This is a genomic window from Priestia sp. ABM2_011, assembly GCF_056158845.1.
In genome coordinates, this window is the sequence record NZ_JBSWUB010000001.1 from 4,618,958 (window position 1) to 4,645,091 (window position 26,134).

26 protein-coding genes are annotated in these 26,134 nt (G+C 38.8%); 8 read left to right on the forward strand and 18 right to left on the reverse strand.

Features of this window, described 5'->3' with window-relative positions; all coding sequences use genetic code 11:
* Positions 1 to 256 precede the first annotated feature (256 nt).
* A complete protein-coding gene (locus ACXAE4_RS24315; protein WP_028412375.1) occupies positions 257 to 457 on the forward strand; it encodes a hypothetical protein in 201 nt (66 codons plus the stop codon).
* Positions 458 to 485: 28 nt separating this feature from the next.
* Here the strand turns inward: ACXAE4_RS24315 and ACXAE4_RS24320 are convergent, their stop codons facing one another.
* The 3 genes from ACXAE4_RS24320 to ACXAE4_RS24330 form a co-directional block, all read right to left on the reverse strand.
* Complete coding sequence (locus tag ACXAE4_RS24320; protein WP_013081746.1) at positions 486 to 680, reverse strand: ComZ family protein; 195 nt, start codon at positions 678 to 680, stop codon at positions 486 to 488.
* 76 nt (positions 681 to 756) lie between these two features.
* On the reverse strand, positions 757 to 1,641 hold the full coding sequence (locus ACXAE4_RS24325; protein ID WP_028412376.1) for an NAD-dependent epimerase/dehydratase family protein: 885 nt from the start codon (positions 1,639 to 1,641) through the stop codon (positions 757 to 759).
* A 181-nt stretch (positions 1,642 to 1,822) separates the two neighbouring features.
* Positions 1,823 to 2,563: a hypothetical protein gene (locus tag ACXAE4_RS24330; protein WP_013055401.1), complete on the reverse strand. Its 741-nt coding sequence runs from the start codon at positions 2,561 to 2,563 to the stop codon at positions 1,823 to 1,825.
* A gap of 209 nt (positions 2,564 to 2,772) precedes the next feature.
* Between ACXAE4_RS24330 and ACXAE4_RS24335 the strand changes: the two genes are divergently transcribed.
* Together ACXAE4_RS24335 and ACXAE4_RS24340 are read left to right on the forward strand one after the other, a co-directional pair.
* Complete coding sequence (locus ACXAE4_RS24335) at positions 2,773 to 2,961, forward strand: YjzD family protein (RefSeq protein ID WP_028412377.1); 189 nt, start codon at positions 2,773 to 2,775, stop codon at positions 2,959 to 2,961.
* A gap of 203 nt (positions 2,962 to 3,164) precedes the next feature.
* A complete protein-coding gene (locus ACXAE4_RS24340) occupies positions 3,165 to 4,049 on the forward strand; it encodes an NAD(P)-dependent oxidoreductase (RefSeq protein WP_033578041.1) in 885 nt (294 codons plus the stop codon).
* Between the two features lie 42 nt (positions 4,050 to 4,091).
* Here the strand turns inward: ACXAE4_RS24340 and galT are convergent, their stop codons facing one another.
* Both galT and ACXAE4_RS24350 read right to left on the reverse strand, forming a co-directional pair.
* Entirely contained in the window at positions 4,092 to 5,615 is a 1,524-nt protein-coding gene (gene galT, locus ACXAE4_RS24345) for a UDP-glucose--hexose-1-phosphate uridylyltransferase (RefSeq protein WP_033578040.1), read from the reverse strand.
* 30 nt (positions 5,616 to 5,645) lie between these two features.
* Positions 5,646 to 6,824 carry a galactokinase gene (locus tag ACXAE4_RS24350; RefSeq protein WP_098113541.1) on the reverse strand — a complete coding sequence of 393 codons (1,179 nt, stop codon included), beginning with the start codon at positions 6,822 to 6,824 and terminating at the stop codon, positions 5,646 to 5,648.
* Positions 6,825 to 7,162: 338 nt separating this feature from the next.
* Here ACXAE4_RS24350 and ACXAE4_RS24355 point away from each other — a divergent pair, with 338 nt between their 5' ends.
* Positions 7,163 to 8,056, forward strand: a complete 894-nt coding sequence (locus ACXAE4_RS24355) for a helix-turn-helix domain-containing protein (protein WP_013081740.1) — start codon at positions 7,163 to 7,165, stop codon at positions 8,054 to 8,056.
* 28 nt (positions 8,057 to 8,084) lie between these two features.
* Here the strand turns inward: ACXAE4_RS24355 and ACXAE4_RS24360 are convergent, their stop codons facing one another.
* From ACXAE4_RS24360 to argC, 11 genes are all read right to left on the reverse strand, one after another.
* On the reverse strand, positions 8,085 to 8,336 hold the full coding sequence (locus tag ACXAE4_RS24360) for a hypothetical protein (protein WP_014461601.1): 252 nt from the start codon (positions 8,334 to 8,336) through the stop codon (positions 8,085 to 8,087).
* 188 nt (positions 8,337 to 8,524) lie between these two features.
* Entirely contained in the window at positions 8,525 to 11,128 is a 2,604-nt protein-coding gene (clpB, locus tag ACXAE4_RS24365; protein ID WP_289578715.1) for an ATP-dependent chaperone ClpB, read from the reverse strand.
* A 115-nt stretch (positions 11,129 to 11,243) separates the two neighbouring features.
* Positions 11,244 to 11,423 carry a YjzC family protein gene (locus ACXAE4_RS24370; protein WP_013055394.1) on the reverse strand — a complete coding sequence of 60 codons (180 nt, stop codon included), beginning with the start codon at positions 11,421 to 11,423 and terminating at the stop codon, positions 11,244 to 11,246.
* 133 nt (positions 11,424 to 11,556) lie between these two features.
* Positions 11,557 to 12,201, reverse strand: coding sequence for an SDR family oxidoreductase (locus ACXAE4_RS24375; RefSeq protein ID WP_028412382.1), 645 nt, complete (start codon positions 12,199 to 12,201; stop codon positions 11,557 to 11,559).
* A gap of 102 nt (positions 12,202 to 12,303) precedes the next feature.
* Positions 12,304 to 13,254, reverse strand: a complete 951-nt coding sequence (gene argF, locus ACXAE4_RS24380; RefSeq protein WP_028412383.1) for an ornithine carbamoyltransferase — start codon at positions 13,252 to 13,254, stop codon at positions 12,304 to 12,306.
* Entirely contained in the window at positions 13,251 to 16,361 is a 3,111-nt protein-coding gene (locus tag ACXAE4_RS24385) for a carbamoyl phosphate synthase large subunit (protein ID WP_475237120.1), read from the reverse strand. Before ACXAE4_RS24385 ends, argF begins: the two co-directional genes overlap by 4 nt.
* Positions 16,354 to 17,427, reverse strand: coding sequence for a carbamoyl phosphate synthase small subunit (locus ACXAE4_RS24390; RefSeq protein WP_028412385.1), 1,074 nt, complete (start codon positions 17,425 to 17,427; stop codon positions 16,354 to 16,356). The genes ACXAE4_RS24385 and ACXAE4_RS24390 overlap by 8 nt, the downstream gene beginning before the upstream one ends.
* A gap of 70 nt (positions 17,428 to 17,497) precedes the next feature.
* A complete protein-coding gene (locus tag ACXAE4_RS24395) occupies positions 17,498 to 18,652 on the reverse strand; it encodes an acetylornithine transaminase (RefSeq protein WP_028412386.1) in 1,155 nt (384 codons plus the stop codon).
* Positions 18,618 to 19,442 carry an acetylglutamate kinase gene (argB, locus tag ACXAE4_RS24400; RefSeq protein WP_033578035.1) on the reverse strand — a complete coding sequence of 275 codons (825 nt, stop codon included), beginning with the start codon at positions 19,440 to 19,442 and terminating at the stop codon, positions 18,618 to 18,620. The genes ACXAE4_RS24395 and argB overlap by 35 nt, the downstream gene beginning before the upstream one ends.
* Before the next feature lie 12 nt (positions 19,443 to 19,454).
* Positions 19,455 to 20,690: a bifunctional ornithine acetyltransferase/N-acetylglutamate synthase gene (argJ, locus tag ACXAE4_RS24405; RefSeq protein ID WP_033578034.1), complete on the reverse strand. Its 1,236-nt coding sequence runs from the start codon at positions 20,688 to 20,690 to the stop codon at positions 19,455 to 19,457.
* A 45-nt stretch (positions 20,691 to 20,735) separates the two neighbouring features.
* Complete coding sequence (gene argC / locus ACXAE4_RS24410) at positions 20,736 to 21,779, reverse strand: N-acetyl-gamma-glutamyl-phosphate reductase (protein WP_098113544.1); 1,044 nt, start codon at positions 21,777 to 21,779, stop codon at positions 20,736 to 20,738.
* Positions 21,780 to 22,131: 352 nt separating this feature from the next.
* On the opposite strand from argC, the gene ACXAE4_RS24415 reads away from it, so the two are divergent.
* Positions 22,132 to 22,830 carry a Crp/Fnr family transcriptional regulator gene (locus ACXAE4_RS24415; protein WP_028412390.1) on the forward strand — a complete coding sequence of 233 codons (699 nt, stop codon included), beginning with the start codon at positions 22,132 to 22,134 and terminating at the stop codon, positions 22,828 to 22,830.
* 31 nt (positions 22,831 to 22,861) lie between these two features.
* Here ACXAE4_RS24415 and ACXAE4_RS24420 read toward each other — a convergent pair whose 3' ends face one another.
* Entirely contained in the window at positions 22,862 to 23,170 is a 309-nt protein-coding gene (locus ACXAE4_RS24420) for a metal-sulfur cluster assembly factor (protein ID WP_013055384.1), read from the reverse strand.
* Positions 23,171 to 23,405: 235 nt separating this feature from the next.
* Between ACXAE4_RS24420 and ACXAE4_RS24425 the strand changes: the two genes are divergently transcribed.
* From ACXAE4_RS24425 to ACXAE4_RS24435, 3 genes are all read left to right on the forward strand, one after another.
* Positions 23,406 to 24,218, forward strand: coding sequence for a Cof-type HAD-IIB family hydrolase (locus ACXAE4_RS24425; protein WP_028412391.1), 813 nt, complete (start codon positions 23,406 to 23,408; stop codon positions 24,216 to 24,218).
* 121 nt (positions 24,219 to 24,339) lie between these two features.
* On the forward strand, positions 24,340 to 24,489 hold the full coding sequence (locus tag ACXAE4_RS24430) for a hypothetical protein (RefSeq protein WP_162200718.1): 150 nt from the start codon (positions 24,340 to 24,342) through the stop codon (positions 24,487 to 24,489).
* Between the two features lie 3 nt (positions 24,490 to 24,492).
* Positions 24,493 to 25,254: a DUF3813 family protein gene (locus ACXAE4_RS24435; protein WP_028412392.1), complete on the forward strand. Its 762-nt coding sequence runs from the start codon at positions 24,493 to 24,495 to the stop codon at positions 25,252 to 25,254.
* A gap of 37 nt (positions 25,255 to 25,291) precedes the next feature.
* Here the strand turns inward: ACXAE4_RS24435 and ACXAE4_RS24440 are convergent, their stop codons facing one another.
* On the reverse strand, positions 25,292 to 26,131 hold the full coding sequence (locus ACXAE4_RS24440; RefSeq protein ID WP_025749916.1) for a YitT family protein: 840 nt from the start codon (positions 26,129 to 26,131) through the stop codon (positions 25,292 to 25,294).
* Positions 26,132 to 26,134: the final 3 nt, after the last annotated feature.

The window sequence follows — 26,134 nt, forward strand, 5'->3', positions numbered from 1 at the left end:
ATCAACCTCTCCTTTAAATAAAAGGCTTATATTCCTATAAAACCTATATCTGTCATTTCATTTACCGATTATATAATCAATTATTATGAGTTGGTACTAATTTTACTTCATTTTTTATTTTTTGTCTATATGGGTGTTCGTCCTACTCAGGTATCTATCATGCTACATATAGTAATCATACGGGTCCCTCTTACTCTAGTATGGGACATTAGGTAAGAACTTACCCACCATTAAAATAGTGAAAGGAATGAGTATCATGGCAAGAAGACAAAGAAATGAAGCTTTTTCTGATTTTATGTTTGGAGCTGGGCGCAGAAAATCAAGAGAAGAAAGAGAGCGAGAGGAGTGGGAAAGATTATTCAAACAAATCGATGAAATTGTACTCGCCGTTGAAGAACTAGCTCCTCTTCTTAAACAGTTTGCCCCTTTAGTCGATTTATTTTACAAACAAAAATAACAGCTCGGATTCTACCGAGCTGTTTTCTTTAGTTGTTTTCATTTTCAGCTAATGCATCTTGCTTGCCAAGCTCATAGGCGTCGTTCATTACTTTTGTCAGTAATGTCAATACCGGCTGTACGTGTTCCATTGATAACTCAACGCCTGTTTCATCTAAAATCTGCTTTGCTTCTGGCAAGTACTTCATTGCAATTTGCATGAATTGCATATTTTGCTCTTCCATAGTGAAATCTCCTTTATTAAAAACATTTATTCCTCCTTATATTAGCGAATCTATTCTATAAGTACAACTTTCTCCTTTAATGAAGAGGTAAAAAGAATGTTCTCATATGTTTTTTTTGCAGGTAAATGCCTTCTTTAGCCGTTACTTTGGAAGAAAAATGTAGCAGTTCTTTCGCTTTCCTGCTGATTTCATATTTTTCTTGAGCCGCTTCTTCCTTCACCTCCATATGAGTAATGTTTGCTCCAGCGCTCCAAGGCTGTAATTTTTCTTCAACTAAATGAACCACTTCATATGAATATGCACCAGTTTTACAGCGTCTGAGTGCACTGACGGCGTCTTCAATATAAATAATAAAATCCGTGCCTTCCATAATGGTAAAATCTTCCTCGTACCCGGCAATATTTTTAGAATAGCACATTGACAAAGGCTGCCAAGGTCCGTAAAGAGTGGGCGTTCTGACAATCATAATGGGCCATCCATCATCTTTATATTTTTCTATCATTCGCTCAAAATGAACGTATAGCCTTCCTTCACTACTGTCCGGTTCTGGAATCGTTGTTTCTTCAATCTTTCGCTGCTGGTCTCCAAATACGCGCATGGTAGAAACAAACACAAATCGAATGTTGAATTGACGGCATTTATTAAGTGCTTGAATGAGTACTTGCTGCGCTTTTTGCATTTCTTGTCTTAAAAAATCAGGATGATAAAAATCTCCTCCATCGAAATACGTGAAGTAGACAATATCCGTTTCTGAGGTAATCATATCTAATGAATCGCCTACTTCAGTCGATACATAATTAGCGTTTCGCCCTAAGAAAAATTTCATCTCTTCCTGCAAATCATCTTCTTCTTTATGAGCAGAATGTGTATATCCTTTTACTTCTGTACCTTCGTCTAAAAAAGTCATACATAAATGAAAACCAATAAAGCGGTTTGCCCCTATTACTACTACATTTCCCATATCGCTTCCTCCAATTCTTCATTCATCATTTATTAAACAAAAGCTTAAAGCCCTATAGTTATAGAGAGTACTCATTCCTTATTTCAAAGTAGTTCATCCCTAAAAACATCATGAACTCTCTTTTTCCTTTTATCTCTTATACAAAAAGCCCCTATGATATGTATAATCATAGAAGCTTTGCTTATAACACTTTTTCATGCTGTTTATAAAATTGGAGAAGGGACCGTTCAAATAAATAGTTTTTTTCAGGCAAATAAAGTGAAAGCATAATCGGAGAGTGAAGTTCTTCACGATGTAGTTCATATTTTTTACTGTGTGCAATTGGATAATGAGTAGAGGCATTAGGCGCGGTCCATATCTTCACGGGCAGCGTTGATTTTAATTCCGTAACGGAAGGGTACTCCTTAATTAGCTTTGATACTTGCTTCCGCTCCACTTTATAAGCTTGAGTCAAGTCCTTCGTGAATTGTTTATAAAAGAATTTATTGTTTTTTTCATGTTCTGCATGCGTATGAAGATCAATACACGGATTTAGTAAACCAGCTGATCGAATGAACGTATTCCCGTCATTTTCCATTAGCTGCAGCGCTAACAGAGCCCCCATTCCTTCAGCTAAAATATGAATTCGTTTATTTAAAATTTCTTGTTTCATTACTAAATGATAAAGTTGTTTTGCAAGGTGATATGCTTCAGGAGACCCCCAATGCCGGCCATATAAATTGGAATAAAATACTGTGTATCCTTCATCTTGTAAACATTGCAACAGCTGTGACCTTCCGCCGTGCTGAATCCATAAGCTAGTTGAACTTTCAACAAAATGATCTTTATCACCCAGTACTAACACACCGAAACCATTCGGTCGTTCAGGGACATGTACGACATTCCATTGCGTATCTAAGCTAAAAAAGCGTCGATGTATCATAGCTCTTCCTCCGTAACTTACTAGTTGTTCCATACAGTGTATGATAGAACCATAAAAAAGCGCACTAGAATAATGCCTATTTCTGACTTATTGCTCTTTTGTTTCTGCATGGGAGCACGCCCCTTATTTATTCATAAAAAATTCAATTTCTTATTTGACTGCTATATGCTAAAATGAAATCAAACTGTACTGTAAACGAGGTGAATAGAATGCGTGTCGTAATGGCTTTTGTTTGGGGCTTTTTACTAATGAATATGGCAGTGTACGTAATCTCTGCAATGACGGGCGGTACTTACAGTTTCGCAACCGCTTCCATCCTTGGAGTAGTTTTCACGCTAGTTGTAATTTTGATTGGAGAACTGGGTGTACCGAATAAACCAGCAAATAATCAACACTAAAAAGTGTTGGCTGTAAAGCCAGCGCTTTTTTTATTTTTTGGCATAGGTTCTTCTCAGTACTTTCTTTCCTTACCTCGTATTCAAGACATAGGACTGAGAGTGCTTTTCTCTATCTATATATAGTCGGAATCATTGATTATCCCAAACTTTAACTATATAATTTTAGAATAATCAAACTATTAACTTTAGGAGTGAATACTGCTGTGACTAAAGAAAAAATTGGTTTTATCGGAACAGGCGTTATGGGTCAAAGCATGGCCGGGCATTTAATTGACGCAGGATATGAAGTCCTTGTTTATACACGAACAAAAACTCGTGCTCAAGCACTACTTGAAAAAGGGGCCAAATGGAAAGAAACCGTTCAAGAAGTGGCCGAACAATCTGATGTTATTATCACCATGGTAGGCTATCCTCACGATGTAAAAGAGATTTATTTGGGAAAAGACGGCATTATACATAATGCAAAGAAAGGCTGCTATACAATTGATATGACGACATCAAGCCCTATACTTGCTCGTGAGATTTATCAAGCAGCAAAAGAGAAGCACATTCATGCGCTTGACGCTCCTGTTTCAGGAGGAGATATTGGGGCTCAGAAAGCAACCTTAGCGATTATGGTAGGAGGCGATTCTGAAGCATTCTCTGCCGTTACGCCTATTCTTGAAAAAATGGGGACAAATATCGTTCTTCAAGGAAGCGCCGGTGCTGGTCAACATACAAAAATGTGCAATCAAATTGCTATTGCCTCTAATATGATGGGTGTCTGCGAAGCGATACTTTATGCTGAAAAAGCCGGATTAGATCCGAATACCGTTCTAAAAAGTATTGAAACAGGCGCAGCGGGAAGCTGGTCGTTAAGCAATTTAGCTCCTCGCATGATTAAAGGAGACTTCGAACCAGGCTTTTATATTAAACACTTCATTAAAGATATGAAGATTGCCATTGAATCAGCTGAAGAAATGGAGCTGTATACACCCGGGCTAAAATTAGCAAAATCGCTTTATGAACAGCTCGAAAAACAAGGCCAGGATAATAAAGGAACACAGGCTCTGTATACCCTTTTAAAACAGCATGCCCTAACTGTATAAAGACAGGCAGCTCATTACGAGCTGCCTGTTTTTATTAATGATTTACGCTTCATTTAACGAATTCATAAAACGACTGAATGCGAGCTGCCCTTCAGCAGTTTGTTTAAACACACCTGCATGCTCTAAAATAGTCGCAAAGATCAAACCGAGCTCTTGTTGAAGAATGCTTTGGACATTTTCCACTTCAATATGCGGATATTTTTTCTTGATGTGTTCAGCCCACTTCACGTGTTTTTTCACTTGATCATGCCTGCTGGCTACTTCACTCAGGTTATTCTGAACTAACCCTTTGGCCACTAGACTCATTTCGTCTTTCAAACGACCGGGTAAAACCGCAAGCCCCATTACTTCAATTAAACCTATGTTCTCTTTTTTGATATGATGAACTTCTGCATGCGGATGATAAATGCCATCTGGATGCTTGCTGTTTGTTCGATTGTTTCGCAGTACTAAATCTAATTCGTACAAATCCCCTCTTTTCCTAGCAATAGGCGTGACCGTATTGTGAGGAGTTTGATCTGTAAAAGCTAAAATACCAGCACTTTGATCACTATATGATTTCCATTTCTTCAAAATGAAATCCGCTGCTTCCACTAATGGTGCAAGGTGCGAACTTTGAAGACGAACGACCGACATTGGCCAATGAACAATTCCAGCTTTCACGTTTGGATGCGCTTCAAGAGAGAACAATTTATTTATTCTTGCTTTAGCCATAGGAAACTCATGATAGCCTCCTTGAAAGTGATCATGCGTTAAAATAGATCCTCCTACGATGGGTAAATCTGCATTTGACCCTAAAAAATAATGTGGGAATTGTTCAACGAAGGCAAGCAGCCGCTTAAACGTTTGCTTTGAAATATGCATAGGTGTATGCTCACTCGCAAAAACAATGGCATGTTCATTATAATAAACGTAAGGTGAAAACTGCATGTACCACAGCTCTTCCTGCAATTCCACAGGGATAATCCGGTGATTTTGGCGAGCTGGGTGGTTAATGCGGCCTGCATAGCCAGCATTTTCTTTACAGAGCAGGCATAGCGGGTAGTTGCTTTCTTTCAGTGATTTGCTTGCTGCAATTGCTTTTGGATCTTTTTCCGGCTTAGATAAGTTGATAGTAATTTCAAGTTCTCCAAAGTCAGTGTTTGTTACCCATCTTTCGTTTTTAGCAATTCGATCTCTGCGAATATAGTGAATGTCTTTTGACAGCTTATAATAATAGCTTGTGGCTTTTTGAGGGTTTTGCTGATAGTGATCGTAAAAGGTTCGATTAACCTCTGAAGGCATGCTTGCAAAGCATCCCATTATTTTGGTATCGAATAAATCTCTATATGTGATAGAATTATCGGCGATTCGATTGTTTTCGGCAGCCCAATCAAGCATGTTATCTAAAATAGCAGCTGGATGTTCCAAACGTTCTTCTTTAACTTCTACCGTAATACATTCGTCGAGTTCTAACACTTCCAGCAGTTTATTTCTCACCACATCTATATCCCATTTTGTTACTAGATTCTTTTGTAAACCATATTGAATAAGTCGGGTGATTTCTTCATGAATGTTGACTGACATACACTCGTTCCTTTCTCTATCTGTTTTCTCTTATACTGCTTCTAATGTGAGTTCACGCGCTCCTTCTCCAACCGTAACCACATAAAATTCAGCTTCTAAACTCGTTTGCTTATAATAAGCGTCTTTTACTTCTTCAATAAATCTATCAACCTGTGCTTTTTTTACGATACTGATTGTACAGCCGCCAAAGCCTGCACCCGTCATGCGTGATCCAATCACACCTTCTTGCAACCAGGCTGCTTCTACAAGAGCATCTAATTCTTTTCCACTTACTTCATAGTCATCTCGCAGCGAACAGTGCGACTCATTCATCAATTGACCAAATCCTTTTAAATCGCCGTTTTGCAATTTAGCAACCGCTTCTTTTGTGCGTTCATTTTCATATACCGCATGTTTAGCGCGCTTACAATCTACTTCTTTTTGTATTAAAGATTTGTGCTTTTCAAATTGTTCTTTCGTTAAATCACCAAGCGAATCAATGGAAAGTGAAGTTTGCAAATCTGATAGTGCTCTTTCACACTCCATACGGCGCTCATTATATTTTGAATCTGCCAGCCCTCTTCGCTTATTTGTGTTAGAAATAACGAGCACAGCATCTGTTAACTGCAGCGGGCTATACTGGTATTCAAGAGTCTGGCAGTTTAACAATACGGCTTGATTTTCTTTTCCCATTCCAATTGCAAACTGATCCATAATCCCGCAGCTTACGCCGATAAATTCATTTTCAGCTTGCTGCGCCATTTTTACAAGGTCCATCATATCAATATTCAATTCAAGAATTTTATTTAAAAGTACGCATGTGACTAACTCAATTGATGCCGACGATGAAAGCCCTGCTCCGTTAGGAATGTTGCCGAAAAACAAGATATCAAAACCAAAAGGAAGATCATATCCGTGCTTTTTAAAGGTGTCCATTACTCCTTTTGGATAATTAGCCCAATCATCCTCGGTTTTGTACGTTAATTGCTCTAAAGAGGATTCAATAACGCCTGCTTCAGAGAAGTTTTTAGAGTACATACGTATTTTTCGATCATGACGTTTTTGTACTACCGCATACGTTCCTATACTCAATGAACAAGGAAAAACATGCCCTCCATTATAATCAGTATGTTCTCCAATTAAATTGACACGCCCTGGTGCAAAAAAGCAGCGAATAGCTTCTGACGAATGAAATATTTGTTTGAACTCTTCGATTAATTTTTCCAGCATTTATTATCACCTATTTTAAGTAGTTTTTTGGAAACGGATTCATATGTACATTGTAAAGTCCAATTTTCCTTGCCTCAATGGTAAAATTCCTATCGATAATCGGTACTTTTTTGCTTATCACTTTAAAAATGATTCTTTTAAATTGATGATGAACTGCTCTTGCGCCAAAAAGGTGTTATCTTCATGGGAGCCTTGACTTGCAAATTATAAGAAAATAATAGATTTAGAGACATTCACTAAAAATAATCATGATATTTTCAAAAAATTATAGAAAAATGAAAGCGATTACGTTAAAGTAAGAATTAAGTACTACTTTATTTCAAAAAGAAGGTGAAAATTTGCTCTCACATTTCCAAGCTCAAGAATATTCAACGTACGCATACAGGTTTTTAGAATCCCGCACAAACGAAGTTGCGCAGCTCTGGTCGGTTGGATGGGATGAAGTTTTCTCGCCCCTTTATAACTGGAGCGGAAATCAGCGAAAAGATGTAGGAAAATATATTTTTCAATACACGGTTTCTGGGTACGGGATGATTGAAATAGATGGACAAGAATATAAAGTGGATGCTGGAAAAGCATTCATCGTCAATATACCTGGAAATTATCGCTATTACTTACCAAAGGAAAGTGAAAACTGGGAGTTTATTTTTCTTACATTATACGGAGATGAAGTACAAAAATGCTGGGATTATATTCAGTCAACCCACTCCCCTGTAATTCGATTTCACCCTGAATCAGCACCTGTTCAGCTGCTTGCTCAGATATATAAGAGGGCAAGTGAAAAACATATAGCAGATCCATTTCATGCCTCAAGCTTATCTTACCGCTTTGTAATGGAGCTGTATCAATATATTAAAAGCATGGACAGTTTTACAGAGGATTGGCCTGAAAGTATCATTAGCTCTATTTTATTTGCCCGCAATCATTATCATGAAGAAATCGGTCCGGATGAAATGGCAGATGCAGCTCATTTATCTCGCTATCATTTTAGCCGGTTATTCAAACAAACAACAGGGATTACGCCGATTCAATATTTAACGAAGCTTCGCATTCAAAAAGCGGCCGAGCTATTGCATCAAACCAAGTATTCAATCGAAGAAATTGCTGAAAACGTCGGCTATGCAAATGCCAATTATTTAACAAAAGTATTTCGTAAAACAACCAATATGACACCCGGGCAGTATCGAAAAAGTGATGCATCCATTGATGAACACTTTGCATTACCAAAATAAAAACGACTTCCATAAAAGGAAGTCGTTTTTATTTTTTATCGGGAATTTCTACTACCACAGAACCTTTTTCGTAAATAAAAGTCAATTTTTTACCCGGGATAATCATATTTTCTAAAATATCTCGTGCAGCTTGAAGTGCAAACTCTGTCCGTTCTGCCTTTTCCTGCACTTCTTCATTTTCAGCTTGAAGATCATTTTTATCCAGCGCTCTTATTTTAGTTAATGCCTGATCTATAAAATCGTATGCTTCGTCATATATAAGCTCTATACGGTCCTTCATGTGCTCATTCATGCTCCTTTGCCCATTTTGTATTATCATAAATGAATTAGATATATTCTACAACCTAAAACTGAATAAGTTTTTACGCTTAGCTCTCACGTGTTTTTTTTATTTATTTTAAAAGGGATGCTGCTCTTAATAGCAAAAAAAGACCATTCAAATTATCATGAATGGCCTTTTGAGAAAACTTATACGCTGACAACAAACTCATCATCTTTTACATCAACTGTCACTTGACTATAATCTTCAATTTGCCCTGCAATTAATTCTCTGGCAATTTTTGTTTCAATATATTTTTGAATAAACCTTTTTAAAGGGCGCGCTCCGTATACCGGATCAAACCCGGAGGCCGCAATACGATTTTTTGCTTCTTCTGTTAACATTAACGAAATATGACGATCGGATAAACGCTTTTCAAGCTGAAGCAATAGCTTATCAATAATTCCCTTTACTTCATGAACAGTTAGCGGTTTGAATAAAATCGTGTCGTCTACTCGATTTAAAAATTCTGGGCGAAAATGCTGTCTTAATTGAGCCATCACTTGCTCTCTGGCTTTTTCAGTAATCTCGCCTTCACTTGTTAAACCATCTAATAGAAATTGAGAACCAATATTTGACGTCATAATAATGACCGTATTTTTAAAATCAATGACTTTTCCTTTTGAATCTGTTGCTCTTCCATCATCTAGTATTTGAAGGAGCACGTTAAATACTTCAGGATGAGCTTTTTCAATTTCATCTAACAAAACGACTGAATAAGGCTTGCGTCTCACCGCTTCCGTTAGCTGTCCGCCTTCTTCATACCCTACATAGCCAGGAGGCGCTCCTATAAGCCTAGAGACCGCATGCTTTTCCATGTATTCAGACATATCAATACGAACCATTTGTTCTTCACTGTCAAATAACGAATGTGCCAACGTTTTGGCTAGCTCCGTTTTTCCTACTCCGGTAGGTCCTAGGAAAATAAATGATCCAATTGGGCGGTTCGGGTCTTTAATGCCTGCCCTTGCGCGAATCACAGCATCTGTAACTAAGGATACGGCTTCGTCCTGTCCAATCACACGCTGCTGTAAAATTGACTCAAGCTTCAACAGCTTTTCTCTTTCTCCTTCAACTAGTTTCGACACCGGAATTCCCGTCCATCTTCCTACAATTTCAGCAATTTCTTCTTCCGTTACTTCTTCTCTTAACAAACGGTTTTCTTGTGCTTTTTCAGCAGCTGTTTCTTCCAGCTGTTTTAGTTCTTTTTCAAGAGCTGGAATGCGTCCGTGGCGAAGTTCGGCTGCTTTATTTAAATCATATTTCCCTTCAGCTTCTTCTAGGTCTCGCTTCGCTTTTTCAAGCTGCTCCCGGACATCTTGCACCGTTTGAATCGACTGCTTTTCTTTTTCCCACTGCAGCTTCATTGTATCTGCACGTTCTTTTAAATCAGAGACTTCTTTTCGAATTGCCTCTAACCTTGTGATGCTTGCTTGATCTGTTTCTTTACTTAATGCCGCTTCTTCAATTTCAAGCTGCATGACACGTCGCGTTACTTCATCTAATTCTGATGGCATCGAATCAATTTCTGTTCGAATAGTTGCGCATGCTTCATCAATTAAATCAATTGCTTTATCAGGTAAAAAGCGATCTGAGATATAACGATCCGACATAACCGCTGCTGAAACAATCGCCCGGTCATGAATATTTACACCGTGATGAATTTCAAATCGTTCTTTTAAACCACGTAAGATAGAGATTGTATCTTCTACTGAAGGTTCTTCAACCAGCACCTGTTGAAAGCGTCTTTCAAGAGCTGGATCTTTTTCAATATACTGACGATACTCATCAAGAGTTGTAGCTCCTATACAGTGAAGTTCTCCTCTAGCAAGCATTGGTTTTAAAATATTCCCTGCATCCATCGCTCCGTCCGTACGACCTGCTCCAACGATTGTATGAAGTTCGTCAATAAATAAAAGAATTTGACCGTTGCTTTTCTTAACTTCTTGAAGAACAGCTTTTAAACGCTCTTCAAATTCGCCTCTGAACTTCGCTCCTGCTACTAAAGCTCCCATATCTAATGAGAAGATGGTTTTATCTTTTAATCCTTCAGGCACATCTCTACGAACAATTCGCTGTGCTAGACCTTCAACAATCGCTGTTTTACCAACGCCAGGTTCTCCAATCAAAACTGGATTGTTTTTTGTTTTTCGCGATAAAATGCGGATAACGCGGCGAATTTCTCCGTCTCGTCCAATGACTGGATCAATGTTCCCTGCTCGTACTTCTGCCACTAAGTCTCTTCCATATTTAGCTAACGCTTCATATGTAACTTCCGGATTTTGACTTGTAATTCGCTGATTTCCTCGAAGGCTAGTAAGCACATCTTGCAAAGCTTTTTTTGTTATACCGTGACTTGAAAATAACTTGCCATATTCACTAGAAGACGGTTCCTGTGCTAAGGCTAAAAAGATGTGCTCAACTGAAACATAATCATCTTGCAGACGAGATGCTTCTTCTTGAGCTTTGACAAACAGCTGCTGGAGTTTATTTGTAATATAAACTTTCCCTGCTTCAGCTCCACTTCCTGTAACAGCAGGTTTTTTCGCAAGCAGTTGATTTACCTGCTGCTGAAAAGATTGATGATCTATATGTAAATGATCTAATATGCGAGGAGCAATACCATCTTGCTGATGAATAAGCGTATAAAGCAAATGAGCAATATCCACTTCCTGCTGATTTCGTTTAATAGCTTCGGACTGCGCTTCCATCACGCCTTCTTGCAATTTTTGGGTCATTTTATTTATGTCCATTGAACATCCTCCTTCGATACATTTGACCTTTATTGACCTTTATTTCATTATACCCAGCAATGGGAAAACAAGTAAAGCCATTCAATTTAGAATGGCTTCTTTATTTTTTTACTATTTAAGGCTTGCGCATGTATGTCCAGTGGCGATCATCGTTTGCCGTCTCTGGAAAACGCTCTCCTGCTTTTAATTTAACCTTTTGAGGATTATTTACGTTGCTTCCTGTTTCACCAATTTCAATATACACTCCGTTATTAGGAGCTTTTTGACCCGGTGTGAAATGACGATTTTGTCCCATTGTCCTGCCTCCTCATTCCTGAAATGAAATGTTCTCCTATACTATTCCCTTAAGATTTCCGTTTCATAATGGAGATGTTTTCATATTAGGAACAGAACAGAAAAGAGCAGACCTTTAGATCTGCCCTTTTGTATCAATGAGTAAATTTAATAGCTTGTTCAATTTCAGTTTCTCCGGCTAACATTTCAAACGTTTTTCCTATCGTAGCTTCTTCGTTTAGGCATTCTACAAGCACGGTTGCTACATCTGCTCGAGGAATCGTCTGAGATTTATCTTCAATATCATTATTGATATCAATTTTTCCAGTAGCTGAATCATTCGATAAAGTTCCTGGTCGTACAATTGTATATTGCAGATTAGACTGCTTTAAGTATTCATCCGCTATCGCTTTAGCACGCAGGTAAAGTTGTAAGCCTTCTGGTCCTTGTTCAGGTGCATCTGTTCCCATTGAACTTAACATAACAAAGCGCTTCACACCTTGATTTTTTGCTTCATCAATGATATTTTTAGCACCGTTTTGATCCACAGCGATTGTTTTTTCGTCTCCCGTATGTCCTCCAGAACCTGCTGCAAATATGACAGCATCCATACCTCTTAAAGCATCTGAAACATCTTGCTCCAAGTCACCAAGTACAACGTTAGCGCCCAGCTTTTTTAAAGCGTCTGCTTGTTTTTCGTCGCGAATCATCGCATAAGCTTCATGCTGCTTGCTGTTTGCGACTTTTTCTACCACTTGTTTTCCCGTTGTTCCGTTTGCTCCAACAACTAATACTTTCATCATAAATCACCTTTCGTTCTGTTTAGTATACAACTGGTGTTCCCACAATTAATTCCCTTTAAACAAAAAAACCTTTCTGATATTCTCAGAAAGGTTTTTTTCTTAGCCTAAAATTGCTTGAAGCAAGGCCTTTTGTACATGCATACGATTTCCAGCCTGCTGGAAAACAACCGAATTTGGTCCGTCAATAATGCTTGCTGTCACTTCTTCTTCACGATGCGCAGGCAAGCAGTGGAGAAATAAATAGTCTGACTTCGCATGGGCAGCTAGCTCTTCATTGACTTGATAAGGAGCAAATATTTTCAAGCGCTGCTGTGCTTCTTCTTCCTGTCCCATACTTGTCCACACGTCTGCATAAATAGCATCGGCATTTTTTACAGCCTCTACAGGATCTTTTGTAATCGTAACCTTCGCACCCGTTTTAGCAGCTACTTCATTAACATAAGCTGTTACAAAGTCTTTTGGCTCATATCCGTCAGGGCATCCAATTGAAATATCTATTCCCATTTTTGCACATGCAATCATTAAGGAATGCGCTACATTATTTCCGTCTCCAACATAAGCTACTTTTAGCCCATCAAATGATTTCTTGTGCTCGTAAATCGTTAATAAATCAGCTAGAGCCTGACAAGGATGATAATCATCTGTCAAACCATTAATAACGGGAATGGATGCGTAATCTGCAAGCTCTTCGATCTTGCTATGTTCAAACGTACGAATCATGATAGCATCGATGAATTCAGATAGTACGCGTGCTGTATCAGCAATCGTTTCTCCGCGTCCAATTTGTAAATCCTGGCTGCTTAAAAAGAGGGCGTTTCCTCCAAGCTGCATCATTCCCGCTTCAAATGAGACTCTTGTTCTTGTTGAAGATTTTTCAAAAATGAGCCCCAGCGTTTTTCCTTTTAACGATGTGACGATTTCACCATTTTTATGCTTTTCTTTCAGCTCAATGGCGCTTTCTAAAAGTGACATAATATCGTCTGATGATAAATCTTTAAGCGTAAGCAAATCTTTTCCCTTTAAATTCGTATTTACCGATACTGTACTCATGATACTGTCACTTCCTTTTTAGTTTTTTGAAACCATTCTTGTAGTGATGAAACGTGATATTCATCGACTTGGAACGATTGGAAAAATAGCGAAGCCGTTTCTGCCTCCGTCATAACCATTAAACCGTGTTTTAATGCTGACATACGGCTTTCTTTATCTTCAGGCTGTAAACTTACATATAATAAAGCTTCTTTCGTTTTTACCCATTCACTAACTTCTTTATCTTTAACAAGAGTTAATCCCGCGCTTTGCGCAAGTTCTTCAAGGCCCTGTGCTTCTCCGTTAATATACACTTCTGCAGCACCTTTTTTACTTAACACATACTGATGGAATACTTTTTTTGCTGCTTCTTCAATCGTTGAAGAAATCGCAATTCCTTCACCAGTTGACTTCATTTCTGGTCCAACAAGCGGATCAACTCCTGATAATTTACTTGTCGAAAACACTGGAAACTTAATAGTTGTATAAGCCGGATCCGGCAATAAACCTAGCTTCTCGCTAATTTCCGACAATGATTTCCCAAGCAATATTTGAGTTGATAGCGAAACAAGCGGCGTGTTGCACACTTTGCTTACTACAGGCACTGTACGGCTGGCACGCGGATTAACTTCCAGCATGTAGACTTCATCGTTGTAAATAACATATTGGATATTCATAATCCCTTTATATTGAAGTTTGTTTACAATTTTTTGAGCGTAGCTCACCATTTTTTCTTTATGTGCTGCTTCTACTGTTTTTGCTGGTAAAAGCGCATAGCTGTCTCCTGAATGAACGCCGGCTTTTTCAATATGTTCAACGATTGTCGGAATCAACACATCTTTTCCGTCTGCTACAACATCAATTTCTGCTTCTTTTCCAGGGAAGTAAGCATCAATAAGCATTGGGAAATGAGACGCTTTAATAGCTGGTAAACAAGCCTGCAGCTCCGTTTCATTTTGAATTGTCAGCATTCCTTTTCCGCCAATGACGTAAGAAGGACGAATAAGTAATGGGAATCCCATAGCTTTTGCTTTTTGTACAAGTTCTTGCTCATCTTTCGCCATTTCACCTGGGATATGCGGAATATCACAGTCGTCTAAGAGCTTATAAAACAGGTCGCCATCTTCAAGTGCATCAATAACATCATTTGTAATCCCTAGTAAATTGACGCCAGCTTCTTCTAGCCCTTTAACAAGCGAAATAGCCGTTTGACCTCCGTATTGAACAATTACATCCGTCACATTTTCAGCATCAAGAACGTTTAGCACATCTTCTACTGTTACAGGTTCAAAATATAAGCGGTCTGCTACTTCAAAATCCGTACTTACCGTTTCTGGATTGTTGTTAATTAAAATTGTTTCGTATCCTTCTTTTTCAAGAGCTAACACACCGTGTACAGAGCTGTAGTCAAATTCTACTCCTTGGCCGATACGAATCGGTCCAGAACCGATAATCGCAACTTTTTTATTCGTTGATGGTTCAATCTCACTCTCGCCATAATAACTAGAGTAGAAATAAGCCGTAGAGGATTCGAACTCCGCTGCACATGTATCTACCATTTTGTAGCTTGGCGTAATATGTAGTGCTTTACGTTTCGCTCTTACGTCAAGCTCTGGCACGTTCCATACGCTTGCTAGATACGCATCTGTAAAACCATGCTCCTTCACTTGCTTGAAGTGTTCAGCTGTAATGGAATCAAAACGTACTTCCTTCAAAGAGGCTTCCATTTTAATCAGCTGCGTAAAGTGTGTTAAATAGAAATAATCAATTTGCGTTACTTCATGGATATACTCAGGCGTTGTACCGCGACGTAAAAGCTCAAGGATAACAAAAATACGCTCATCGCTTTGTTCGCCAAGCTTGCTTTTTAATTCATCCGTTGAAAGTTCTTGCAGTTCTTCTACTTCCAATCCTTGTAAATCAATTTCTAAAGAAGACAGTGCCTTTTGGAAGCTACGTGTAAAGTTACGGTCAATAGCCATTACTTCTCCAGTTGCTTTCATTTGCGTGCCAAGCGTTCTCTCCGCGTAGAAAAACTTGTCAAACGGCCATCTTGGAAATTTCACTACTACATAGTCAAGAGCTGGTTCGAAGCTTGCATATGTGTCTCCTGTTACAGGATTTAATAACTCATGAAGCGTGTAGCCTACTGATAGTTTTGCAGCAATTTTAGCAATCGGATAGCCCGTTGCTTTTGATGCAAGAGCAGACGAACGGCTCACACGCGGATTTACTTCAATTAAATAGTACTGCTTGCTTTTTGGATCAAGCGCAAACTGAATGTTGCAACCTCCAATAATGCCAAGCGATGAAATAATTTTAACTGAAGCCGAACGAAGCATTTGATATTCCACGTCGGTTAACGTTTGAGAAGGAGCAACAACTACCGAATCTCCAGTATGAACACCCACGGGATCAATATTTTCCATGTTACAAATTGTAATGCACGTATTGTTCACGTCACGCATAACCTCGTACTCAACCTCTTTAAATCCAGCGATGCTTTTTTCAATTAAGCATTGAGTAATAGCACTTTCACGTAAACCTGACGCTGAAAGTTTTTCAAGTTCTTCCATAGAATGAGCAATTCCTCCGCCCGTTCCGCCTAACGTATAAGCAGGACGTACAATAACAGGAAAACCAATTTTCTCGGCAAAAGCTAATGCTTCTTCTACTTTTGTGACAACTTCACTTTCCGGCACCGGTTCATTTAGTTCATTCATTAATGCACGGAACTCTTCACGGCTTTCACCTTTTTTGATTGATTCAATCGGTGTTCCTAAAAGTTTCACATCGTATTTTGGCAAAATATTTTGTTCATGAAGCTCAAGGGCTAAGTTTAAACCCGTCTGTCCGCCTAATGTAGCTAACAAACCATCCGGCTTTTCTTTTGCAATAATTTTCTCTACGCAGTCTACTGTTAATGGTTCAAAATAGATTCGATCTGCTACGTGAGTGTCCGTCATAATCGTAGCTGGATTATTATTGATTAAGATAACTTCATAACCTTCTTCTTTTAATGACAAGCATGCCTGAGTTCCTGAATAATCAAATTCTGCTGCTTGCCCAATTACGATTGGTCCTGATCCGATTACTAAAATCTTTTTTAATGTTTGGTCTTTAGGCATATACTTTTCCGCTCCCTACTTGCTGTACTTTCGTCATAAATTCATCAAAGATATACGTGCTGTCACTTGGTCCAGGATGTGCTTCTGGATGATATTGAACCGAAATAACAGGAAGGTCTTTATGCATTAAACCTTCAACCGATCCGTCATTCACATTTTTAAATCGAACGCTTAATGGCGTAGACGTAATCGTCTGTTCATCTACGACATAGCTATGGTTTTGAGACGTCATACACACTTTGTTAGTCGTTAAATCAATTACAGGCTGATTAGCTCCTCGGTGACCGAACGCCAGCTTTTTGGTTTCTGCCCCAAAAGCAAGCCCAATTAACTGATGTCCAAAGCAAATTCCCAAAGTTGGATACGCTGAAATAATTTCTTTTAATTCATCCAGCTGACTGCTTACTTGAGTTGGATCTCCAGGTCCGTTTGATAAGACAATGCCATCCGGCTGCAGCTCTTTTACTTTTGAAGAGCTTGTAGAATAAGGAACAACCGTTACTTTGCACTCTCGATTTAGCAGCTCTTGTAAAATTGATTTTTTATAGCCAAAGTCCATTAATACAACGTGTTTTTCACCGTTTCCGTAAGTAACAGGCTCTTTTGTTGACACTTCTTTTACTACATATCCATCGCATTCAGCAGTAAATGCTGGCGGCTCAGCAGATGCCGAAAAGGCAGATTGCATCGTACCTTCTTTTCGAATTCGTTTTACGACCGCTCTCGTATCCACATGTGTAATAAGCGGAATGTTCCATTTCTTTAAATATTGTTTGAAGCTGTACATCGCTTCGTAATGGAACCCTTCATCTGAACATTCGTATACGACAACGCCTGCTACGTGAGGCTTTTTGCTTTCATAATCTTTCTCATTGATACCATAGTTCCCAATCAAAGGGTACGTAAAGACGATAATTTGATCTTTGTAAGATGGATCAGTCACAACTTCTTGATAACCAGTCATTCCAGTAAAGAAAACAATTTCTCCTTCTGCCTGGTGCGTTGCTGTATGTTCAATGTGTCCGGCGAACGAATCGCCGTTTGCTAAGTGTAAATATCCGTTCATTGTGCATCCCTCTTCGAATAATTATTTATAAAACAGAATTTTTATACAAACATATTCAAAAAAATTTGTATTATGAAGTAATTTTTGTTTGGCTAAATGCTTCTTCAATGATATGAATCGCTTGGTCTAACTCTTCTTTTGTTACAGTTAAAGGTGGCAGCAATCGTACTACATGCGGTCCTGCTCCCAGTGCTAGCAATCCTTTTTCACGCATTGCTGCAAGCAATGCCGACTGATGTTCTCCGCATTCAATTCCAATCATAAAACCTTTTCCGCGAACATCTTTTACAAATGAATAATCTGCTACGCTATTTTTCAAAGCGTTGGTAAAATAAAGGCTTTTTTCTGCAACCTCTGCTAAAAATGCTTCGTTAAAAATAATGTTTAAAGTTGCTTTAGCTGAAGCTAATGCAATTGGATTTCCTCCAAAGGTTGTTCCGTGAGTACCAGGTCCAAACGCTTCTTTGAGATAGCCTTTTCCAATCATCGCACCAACCGGCATTCCGCTTCCTAACCCTTTAGCTGCTGTAATAATATCTGGTGACACATTAAAATGCTGATAGGCAAATGGTTTTCCTGTTCTGCCGATTCCAGTTTGCACTTCATCGACTATAAACAGTGCTTCGTGCTTTTTACACAGCTCTTGAATAGTTAATAAAAATGCTTCGGTTCCTGGAACAACTCCGCCTTCTCCTTGAATGACTTCAACCATAATTGCTGCTACGCTGTCGTCCATTTCCTGTTTTAATGCTTCTTCATCATTGTATGGCACGTAAACAAACTCATTAACAAGAGGACCGAAGCCATCATGAATTTTTGCCTGCCCTGTAGCTGTCATGGTAGCAAATGTACGTCCATGAAATGATTTTGTAAAGGTAATGATTTTATGTTTTTGCGTGTACTTGCGCGCTAATTTAATCGCCGCTTCGTTGGCTTCTGCACCGCTGTTACAGAAGAATACTGCATCACCGTTTGAATGTTCCACAAGCTTACCTGCTACATCTTCTTGAATCGATTGATGAAATAAATTTGACACGTGCCACACTTTATTTAACTGCTCTTCGATCGCTTTTTGAACATCAGGATGACGATGGCCTACGTTACAGACAGCGATACCTGAAATAAAATCTAAATACTCATTTCCTTTGTTATCTATTAATTTTGTTCCTTGCGCCTCTTCCACATGGATATCAAACCGTTGATATGTTGGAAACAATGAACTCATCGCTATCTTCTCCACCTTTTCCACTATATTTAATTGCTGTACCAATCAGCTTTCCTTCCTTATCTAAAAATCCATCAGTTCCGCTAATAATATGAACTTCTTCAAGTAAAGGAGATAACGCATTTACCGCTGATGTCACTTTTGGAATCATTCCGCCGTAAATTACTTTTTCTTCAATAAGTGCATCAATCTCTGACTTTGTAAGTTCAGGAAGCAATGCTCCATCCTTTAATACACCTTTTACATCCGTCACAAACATCAGCTTTTCAGCATTTACTGCTTGTGCAACGGCTCCGGCTGCCACGTCAGCATTAATATTATAGCTATTACCTTCTTCATCGGCTCCAATGGAAGAAATAACCGGAATGTACTGACTGTCAGTTAGTTGTTTTAATAATGTATCGTTTACGCCTTTTACTTCTCCAACGTAACCTAGACGTTCAACATCGATAGCCTCTGCTTTAAGCAAAGATCCATCAATTCCTGATAGTCCTACTGCTTTTAAGTTCGCTTTTTGTAGTTCTTTTACAAGATGCTTATTAACTTTGCCTGCTAATACCATCGTCACAACTTCTAATGCTTCTTTGGACGTTTTTCGAAGCCCATCTACAAATTCCGTTTCAATGTGAAGCTTGGTAAGCGTATCTTGAATATCAGGCCCGCCTCCGTGCACAACAATGATCTGATATCCACTCGCTTTTAACTGCTGAATACTTTCAAAAAAAGCGCTTGTTAACTGATTGATAATGCTGCCTCCGCATTTTACAACGACGATTTTTTCACTGCTCATTTCACTCTCTCCTTACGTTCGATAACTGGCGTTGATTTTCACATAATCGTAAGTCAAATCGCAGCCCCACGCCTTGCCAATTCCATTTCCCTGCTGCAAGTCAACATAGACTTCAACCGTATCATTTTCTAAATAAGCTTTTGCTTCTTCTTCACTAAATGAAACAGGCTGGCTGTTTTTTAGCATTTGGATATCACCTAACGAAACGTTCACTGCTTCTGGATTAAGCGCTACGCCGCTGTAGCCAACTGAACAAATAATTCGTCCCCAATTGGCATCGGCTCCATACATGGCCGTTTTCACTAAGTTCGAGCCTACAATTTGTTTAGCAATCACATTTGCCTCTTCGTTTGTATGAGCACCAGATACGTTTACTTCAATTAGTTTTGTTGCTCCTTCACCGTCGCGTGCAATTTGTTTGGCTAAATCTTCACACGTCAAGCGCAGTGCTTCATAAAATGACGTCCATTCAGGATGATCTGGTGTAAGCGACTGGTGATCAGCTTTTCCATTTGCTAAAACAACAACCATATCATTCGTAGACGTATCACCATCTACTGTAATTTGATTAAAGCTTTTATTTGTAATAGAACCCAGCGCATCTTGTAGTACTGAAGCTTCAACCTTAGCATCCGTTGTGATAAAGCTAAGCATCGTAGCCATATTCGGGTGAATCATACCTGATCCTTTCGCTGTGCCGCCAATCGTAACCGTTTTGCCGTCAATGGCTGTTTGATAGCAAGCTGACTTCATTACGGTATCTGTTGTTAAAATAGCCGTTTGAAATTCTTCTGCTTTTTCTTTGTTCGACGAAGGACTTAATAACCCAATGCCCTTCACGATTTTTTCCATATCTAGAAGCTCTCCAATTACCCCTGTAGAAGCTACCGCTACATGATGAGGTAGAATATTAAGCTTTTCTGCACATGTATTTCGCATTTGGTATGCATCTTTTAATCCTTGTTCTCCAGTACATGCATTTGCACATGCGCTGTTCACAACGATCGCTTGCAGCTTCTGCTCTACTGCTACACTTTCTTTTGTAACAGCTAAAGGCGCTGCTTGGAAGGCATTAAGCGTGTAAACAGCTGCGCAATTAGCTGGCACATCACTTACAATAACTCCTAAATCTTTTTTAGCATAACGTAAACCAGCGTGAACGCCATCTGCTGAAAAACCTAGCGGCGTTACAATTGTACCGTTCTCTATTTTCTTTATCTTTTCTTTCGTTTGTTTAACCGTAATCACTATACGTTCCCTCCTGCTTTTATCGTGATTAGTGATGCTGTGCTTTTATGGGAAGACAGGCAGTAGTCCAATACCCGTTTGCTGTTCAAATCCCATCATGATATTGGCATTTTGAATGGCCTGACCGGCTGCCCCTTTAACTAAGTTATCAATGACAGAAACAATCGTGACACGCTTTGTTCGTTCGTCAAATGCAATACCAATATCGCAATAATTTGATGCACTTACTTCTTTAGTAGACGGAAATTCACCAGCTTTTCGAACGCGAACGAATGGGGAGTTTTGATATGTATCTACATATAGCTGATGAAGCTCTTGTACTGAGCTCTCTTCAGAAAGTTCAGCGTATATCGTACTCATAATCCCTCGCGTCATTGGAACTAAGTGCGTACTGAACGTAACATGGCCAATTTCCTCATCCCACTTTTCTAAAACAGATTCAATTTCTGGGATATGCTGATGCTGATTAACTTTGTATATTTTCATATTTTCATTGATTTCAGCATAATGAGCCATTTGCGAAAGACCACGTCCTGCTCCTGAAATTCCGGACTTTGCATCAATGATAATAGAGTTTGAGTTCACCATTTGTTTACTAACGAGAGGAGCTAGCCCAAGCAGTGTAGCTGTTGGATAACAACCCGGGTTCGCAACGAACGTACTGCTTTCAACTTCTTCTGCAAACCATTCCGCTAACCCATACACGGACTGTTGTAAAAACGCTTCGGCTGCAGCAGGCTTTTTGTACCACTTTTCATAAAGAGCTTCTGTTTTTAATCTAAAATCTCCAGATAAATCTACCACTTTTATTCCTTCTTCTATTAATTGAGGTACAAGTTTGCTAGAAACACCGGACGGAGTTGCTGTAAACACTAAGTCTAATTCTTTGGCCATGTTCTTAGGGTTTATATCTTGCAGTGTATATACAGTATTAGAAAGGTGAGGATAAACTTCTGCTAGTTCCATCCCATCCTGAGAGGATGAATAAACTGCATAAACATGAAAATGCGGGTGATTCGCTAACAAACGAATCAGTTCTACTCCTCCATACCCTGTTGCTCCAACAATTCCTACCTTGTATTCTTTCATTTTAAAACTCCTTTTTCCACGTATCTATTTGAATTATTTATCATTATAATACCGTATAAAAATAAAATCAAATGAATATTTAAAAAAACCAACACTTTATTCTATATTTTTAAACATTTTTATTTATTCATAAGTTTTTATTTTTATAACTATCTTTCTATTTTTGTTTAGAAATTGTTCACAGATAGTTTTGGAAAACACTGGTTGTTTTTGTGTATAATAAGAGTATCGATAAAAATCATCCGTATGACATTTCTTCATACGGCTAGTGGACGTACAGGATATACAGACTGTTCTAACTTAATAGATTAATAAGTAACAGTCGCAAAAATTTTGAGTAAAAGGTGATAACATGATGAACATCACAACGGATTCTTTTTCAAATGAGCTGCAGCAATTTTTTATGGACTTTGATCATAAAATTTCGTTTAAAAAAGGTGACTTTCTCTTTCAAGAAGGTTCACCTTCAACTCATTTATTTTTTATTACTTCTGGAGCTGTACAAGTAAGTAAAGTGACGCCGGAAGGACGCGAACTGACGCTTCAGCTGGCAAGTTCAGGAGACTTAATCGGGGAAGTTATGCTGTTTTGCGGATCTACTCCCCATATGCTTCAAGCAAAAGCCATTGAACCTTGTACAGCGATCAGCATTCAAAAACGGGTGTTAGAAAACGAACTAGCACAATACCCTGCTCTTTCCATGGAGTACATGAAGTGGATGGGACTTCAAATTAAGCGAATGCAGACAAAGTTTAGAGACTTAATTCTAAATGGAAAAAAAGGAGCTCTCTATTCTACTCTGATTCGCATGTCCAATAGTTTTGGGATAATGAAGCCAAATGGTATTTTATTAAACGTAACGTTGACAAATCAAGAGATCGCTAATCTATGCGGGACATCCCGAGAAGTGGTCAATCGTATGCTCGCTGAGTTGCGAAAAAATGAAGTAATCTCAATGACAGATGGAAAAATTATCATTCATAAGCTCTCTTTTTTAAAGAAAGAAATAGACTGTGAAGACTGCCCTGTGGAATTGTGCAGAATTGAATAAGAAAAAAAGCCATCGTTGATGGCTTTTTTTCTTATTGAACACCTAATGCAATTTTAGCGTAGCGCGTCATGCGATCTTTATCCCATGGCGGGTTAAATGTGATATTCACTTCTACATTTTCTACTTCTTCAAGAGAAATTAATTGTTTTTTCACTTGTTCGCCAATCACACCCGCTAGCGGGCACCCAATAGAAGTTAACGTCATCGTCACGATAACCGTGTTGTTTTCTTCCATTTCCACCCCGTAAACTAAGCCTAAATTTACGATATCAACGCCAAGCTCTGGATCAATTACTTCTTCTAGTGATTCCATGATTTTATCTTCTAACTGTTTATCCATATTCATTCTCCTTTCTTTTACTTCCGTAATTATCTTCACGTATTAAATATACCCTTAAACAATTTATCGTAAGCAATCAATAACTATGTCTTACACCGTAACAAGACAACTTTTGCATGTCAATCGTTCTGCTTTGCTCATAAGGAAAAGTTGTGTAAAATATGGGAATACAAGCATGAATATTAGTAGAATTCAATATAATCGTATAACTACTTCAATTTAAAAGGAGCCCTATATGAGAAACGATCAACACTTAATCGCCTTAGATCTGGATGGAACATTGTTAACGAATGAAAAAACCATTTCACCTAAAACAAAACGGGTATTAGAAAAAGCCAAACAAGACGGACATATTGTAATGATTGCAACTGGAAGACCTTATCGTTCCAGTGCTATGTATTACAGCGAATTAGATTTATCCACGCCTATCGTAAACTTTAACGGAGCGCTTGTCCATCATCCCCTTCAGCCTGATTTTGGCACGCATCACGAACCTTTAAATCGCCGAACTGTTCATGACATTGTGACAGCTATGCAAGACTATCGCATCAACAATATCATGGCAGAAGTACAAGATGATGTGTATCTTCATTTTGAAGATCGAAAATTAATGGATGTACTCAGCCTAGGGGATCCTAAATTACAAACGGGTGATTTGCGTCATACGCTGCAGCACGATCCAACGTCTATTTTAATTCACGCAGATGAAGAACATGTACAAGATATACGCTCTCACCTTTCAGATGTTCATGCAGAAGTACTAGAACATAGACGCTGGGGAGCACCTTGGCATGTCGTTGAAATTGTAAAAAAAGGACTTAATAAAGCTGTAGGTCTTGAGCGCGTAGCTAATCATTATCAAATTCCTCGCGAACGAATTATTGCGTTTGGAGATGAAGACAATGATTTTGAAATGATTAAATTTGCAGGACACGGTATCGCCATGGAAAATGGTATTAGCGAATTAAAGCAGCTAGCGCGTGAAGTAACAAAATCGAATGAAAATGATGGTATTGCTTATTATTTGGAAAAAACGTTAAATTTATAACTTAGCTTTTTTTGAAAAGCAAGGTAAATTTTTATCGCTATCATTTTTTTTATTTAGCACACACTATAACCGACACTTCTTAAGGTGTCGGTTTTATTTATATTACGAGGAGGAATTTATGATGGGCAGAGGCAATCGATCAAAACGTTTTGTGAAACAAGGTGCAGACGCAGTTCAAAAACATGATGAACGAATTCCTTATCATATGACTATGGCGGAGGCAGAAGCATTTCAAGCTCACCAGCGCCAAACTCCTCATGGAGGACAGTAACTTATGAAAAATTCACTTTTTGGTCAAGTAAAAGATGCGATTCGAAACGCAGTATCCGGCCATTCAGAAGATCAGCTTCATCGTCAAAAGCATGGCAACGGTGAACTTGATATTTCAGAAGGCGTATTAAATAGTATTGCTTCTAACGCTTCTCCTGAGGAGCAAGAGCAGCTGAAGCAATTCCAAAACTCATTGCATCAAGCGTATGATACAGATGGAGAATCACATTCAAAAGAGAAAAGCGCAGACATTACGTCCGATACGCTGTCTCATATCGTTCAGAATGCTTCTTCCGAAGAGAAGGCACAGCTTGAACAGCTTCAAAGCACTTTAGAAGGCGGTCAGTCTCACGCTCACGGTGAAGCTCACACGTCCAGTGAAAGCGTGGCAGCTGATATATTGTCTCATGCACAGCAAAATGCTTCTCCTGAAGAAAAGAGCCAGCTTGAACAGCTTCAAAGCACTTTAGAAGGCGGTCAGTCTCACGCTCACGGTGAAGCTCACACGTCTAGTGAAAACGTGGCAGCTGATATGCTGTCTCATGCACAGCAAAGCGCTTCTCCTGAAGAACAAGCTCAGCTTCAACAGCTTCAGAATACATTGGGAGCTGCTGGTCAAAATCATCAAACGTCTCAGGCTCATACGTCTGCAGCTTCTGATGAAAACATTGCAGCTGATATGCTGTCTCATGCGCAGCAAAATGCTTCTCCTGAAGAACAAGCTCAGCTTCAAGAACTTTCTAATGACTTAAAAGGCACACATTAATAAAAAAGAGTCTAGGTAATGAATACCTGGACTCTTTTTAATCTTTGCGAAACAAACCAAAGATTCCCGTTGTTTGAACGATATTAGTAAATGCCTTAGGATCCACCTCTTTAATTACTCGTTCCAAGTCAAATAATTCATACCTAGTTAAAACAATCATTAGCATTTCTTTATCTTCGTTTGTGAAGCCTCCTTTAGCCGGTACCGCCGTAATCCCTCGCACGAGTTTGGCATGAATCGCCTTTCTTAGCTCCACTCCTTTTTTCGTTACGATCATTGCTGTGAGTTTGACATGACGCGTATGAATAACATCAATGACGCGAGTGGTCGTATAAAGCGTCACAAGCGTATAAAGTGACTTCTCAGCACCATATAAAAGACCTGCTAGCACAATAATAATTGCATTTAATATGAACATATAAGTGCCAATTGGTCGGTCTTTTACTCGGGACAAAATCAGGGCAATGATATCGAGCCCACCAGTTGAAGCTCCAAATTTTAACGTAATTCCTACCCCTACCGCTAAAATAACGCCTCCAAAAACTGCATTAAGGATGATGTCCTTAGAAAGTGCTTGAATAGGAATAATTCCAAGAAACAAAGTTGTTGCAGCAACGCTGATAAAACTGTAAACAGTAAATGACTTCCCCACTTTTTTCCACCCTAAAATAGTTACAGGAATATTTAACAACAACAGCAGCACTCCAGTGGAAATAGTAAAAGGAGTGTAATCTGTCACGATACTCGAAACAAGCTGTGCTACTCCCGTAAAGCCGCTCGAATATACATTAGCAGGTATCAAAAACAAGTTGAGCGCAAGCGCATTCAATAATGCTCCTACTAAGACGACTATCGCTTTTTTTGTTTCAAGCCACATATT

Coding starts and splice junctions, on each gene's coding strand:
- ACXAE4_RS24315 (WP_028412375.1), top strand. CDS start 257: ATGGCAAGAAGACAAAGAAATGAAGCTTTTTCTGATTTTATGTTTGGA.
- ACXAE4_RS24320 (WP_013081746.1), bottom strand. CDS start 680: ATGGAAGAGCAAAATATGCAATTCATGCAAATTGCAATGAAGTACTTG.
- ACXAE4_RS24325 (WP_028412376.1), bottom strand. CDS start 1,641: ATGGGAAATGTAGTAGTAATAGGGGCAAACCGCTTTATTGGTTTTCAT.
- ACXAE4_RS24330 (WP_013055401.1), bottom strand. CDS start 2,563: ATGATACATCGACGCTTTTTTAGCTTAGATACGCAATGGAATGTCGTA.
- ACXAE4_RS24335 (WP_028412377.1), top strand. CDS start 2,773: ATGCGTGTCGTAATGGCTTTTGTTTGGGGCTTTTTACTAATGAATATG.
- galT (WP_033578040.1), bottom strand. CDS start 5,615: ATGTCAGTCAACATTCATGAAGAAATCACCCGACTTATTCAATATGGT.
- ACXAE4_RS24350 (WP_098113541.1), bottom strand. CDS start 6,824: ATGCTGGAAAAATTAATCGAAGAGTTCAAACAAATATTTCATTCGTCA.
- ACXAE4_RS24360 (WP_014461601.1), bottom strand. CDS start 8,336: ATGAAGGACCGTATAGAGCTTATATATGACGAAGCATACGATTTTATA.
- clpB (WP_289578715.1), bottom strand. CDS start 11,128: ATGGACATAAATAAAATGACCCAAAAATTGCAAGAAGGCGTGATGGAA.
- ACXAE4_RS24370 (WP_013055394.1), bottom strand. CDS start 11,423: ATGGGACAAAATCGTCATTTCACACCGGGTCAAAAAGCTCCTAATAAC.
- ACXAE4_RS24375 (WP_028412382.1), bottom strand. CDS start 12,201: ATGAAAGTATTAGTTGTTGGAGCAAACGGAACAACGGGAAAACAAGTG.
- argF (WP_028412383.1), bottom strand. CDS start 13,254: ATGAGTACAGTATCGGTAAATACGAATTTAAAGGGAAAAGATTTGCTT.
- ACXAE4_RS24385 (WP_475237120.1), bottom strand. CDS start 16,361: ATGCCTAAAGACCAAACATTAAAAAAGATTTTAGTAATCGGATCAGGA.
- ACXAE4_RS24390 (WP_028412385.1), bottom strand. CDS start 17,427: ATGAACGGATATTTACACTTAGCAAACGGCGATTCGTTCGCCGGACAC.
- ACXAE4_RS24395 (WP_028412386.1), bottom strand. CDS start 18,652: ATGAGTTCATTGTTTCCAACATATCAACGGTTTGATATCCATGTGGAA.
- argB (WP_033578035.1), bottom strand. CDS start 19,442: ATGAGCAGTGAAAAAATCGTCGTTGTAAAATGCGGAGGCAGCATTATC.
- argC (WP_098113544.1), bottom strand. CDS start 21,779: ATGAAAGAATACAAGGTAGGAATTGTTGGAGCAACAGGGTATGGAGGA.
- ACXAE4_RS24415 (WP_028412390.1), top strand. CDS start 22,132: ATGATGAACATCACAACGGATTCTTTTTCAAATGAGCTGCAGCAATTT.
- ACXAE4_RS24420 (WP_013055384.1), bottom strand. CDS start 23,170: ATGGATAAACAGTTAGAAGATAAAATCATGGAATCACTAGAAGAAGTA.
- ACXAE4_RS24425 (WP_028412391.1), top strand. CDS start 23,406: ATGAGAAACGATCAACACTTAATCGCCTTAGATCTGGATGGAACATTG.
- ACXAE4_RS24430 (WP_162200718.1), top strand. CDS start 24,340: ATGGGCAGAGGCAATCGATCAAAACGTTTTGTGAAACAAGGTGCAGAC.
- ACXAE4_RS24435 (WP_028412392.1), top strand. CDS start 24,493: ATGAAAAATTCACTTTTTGGTCAAGTAAAAGATGCGATTCGAAACGCA.
- ACXAE4_RS24440 (WP_025749916.1), bottom strand. CDS start 26,131: ATGTGGCTTGAAACAAAAAAAGCGATAGTCGTCTTAGTAGGAGCATTA.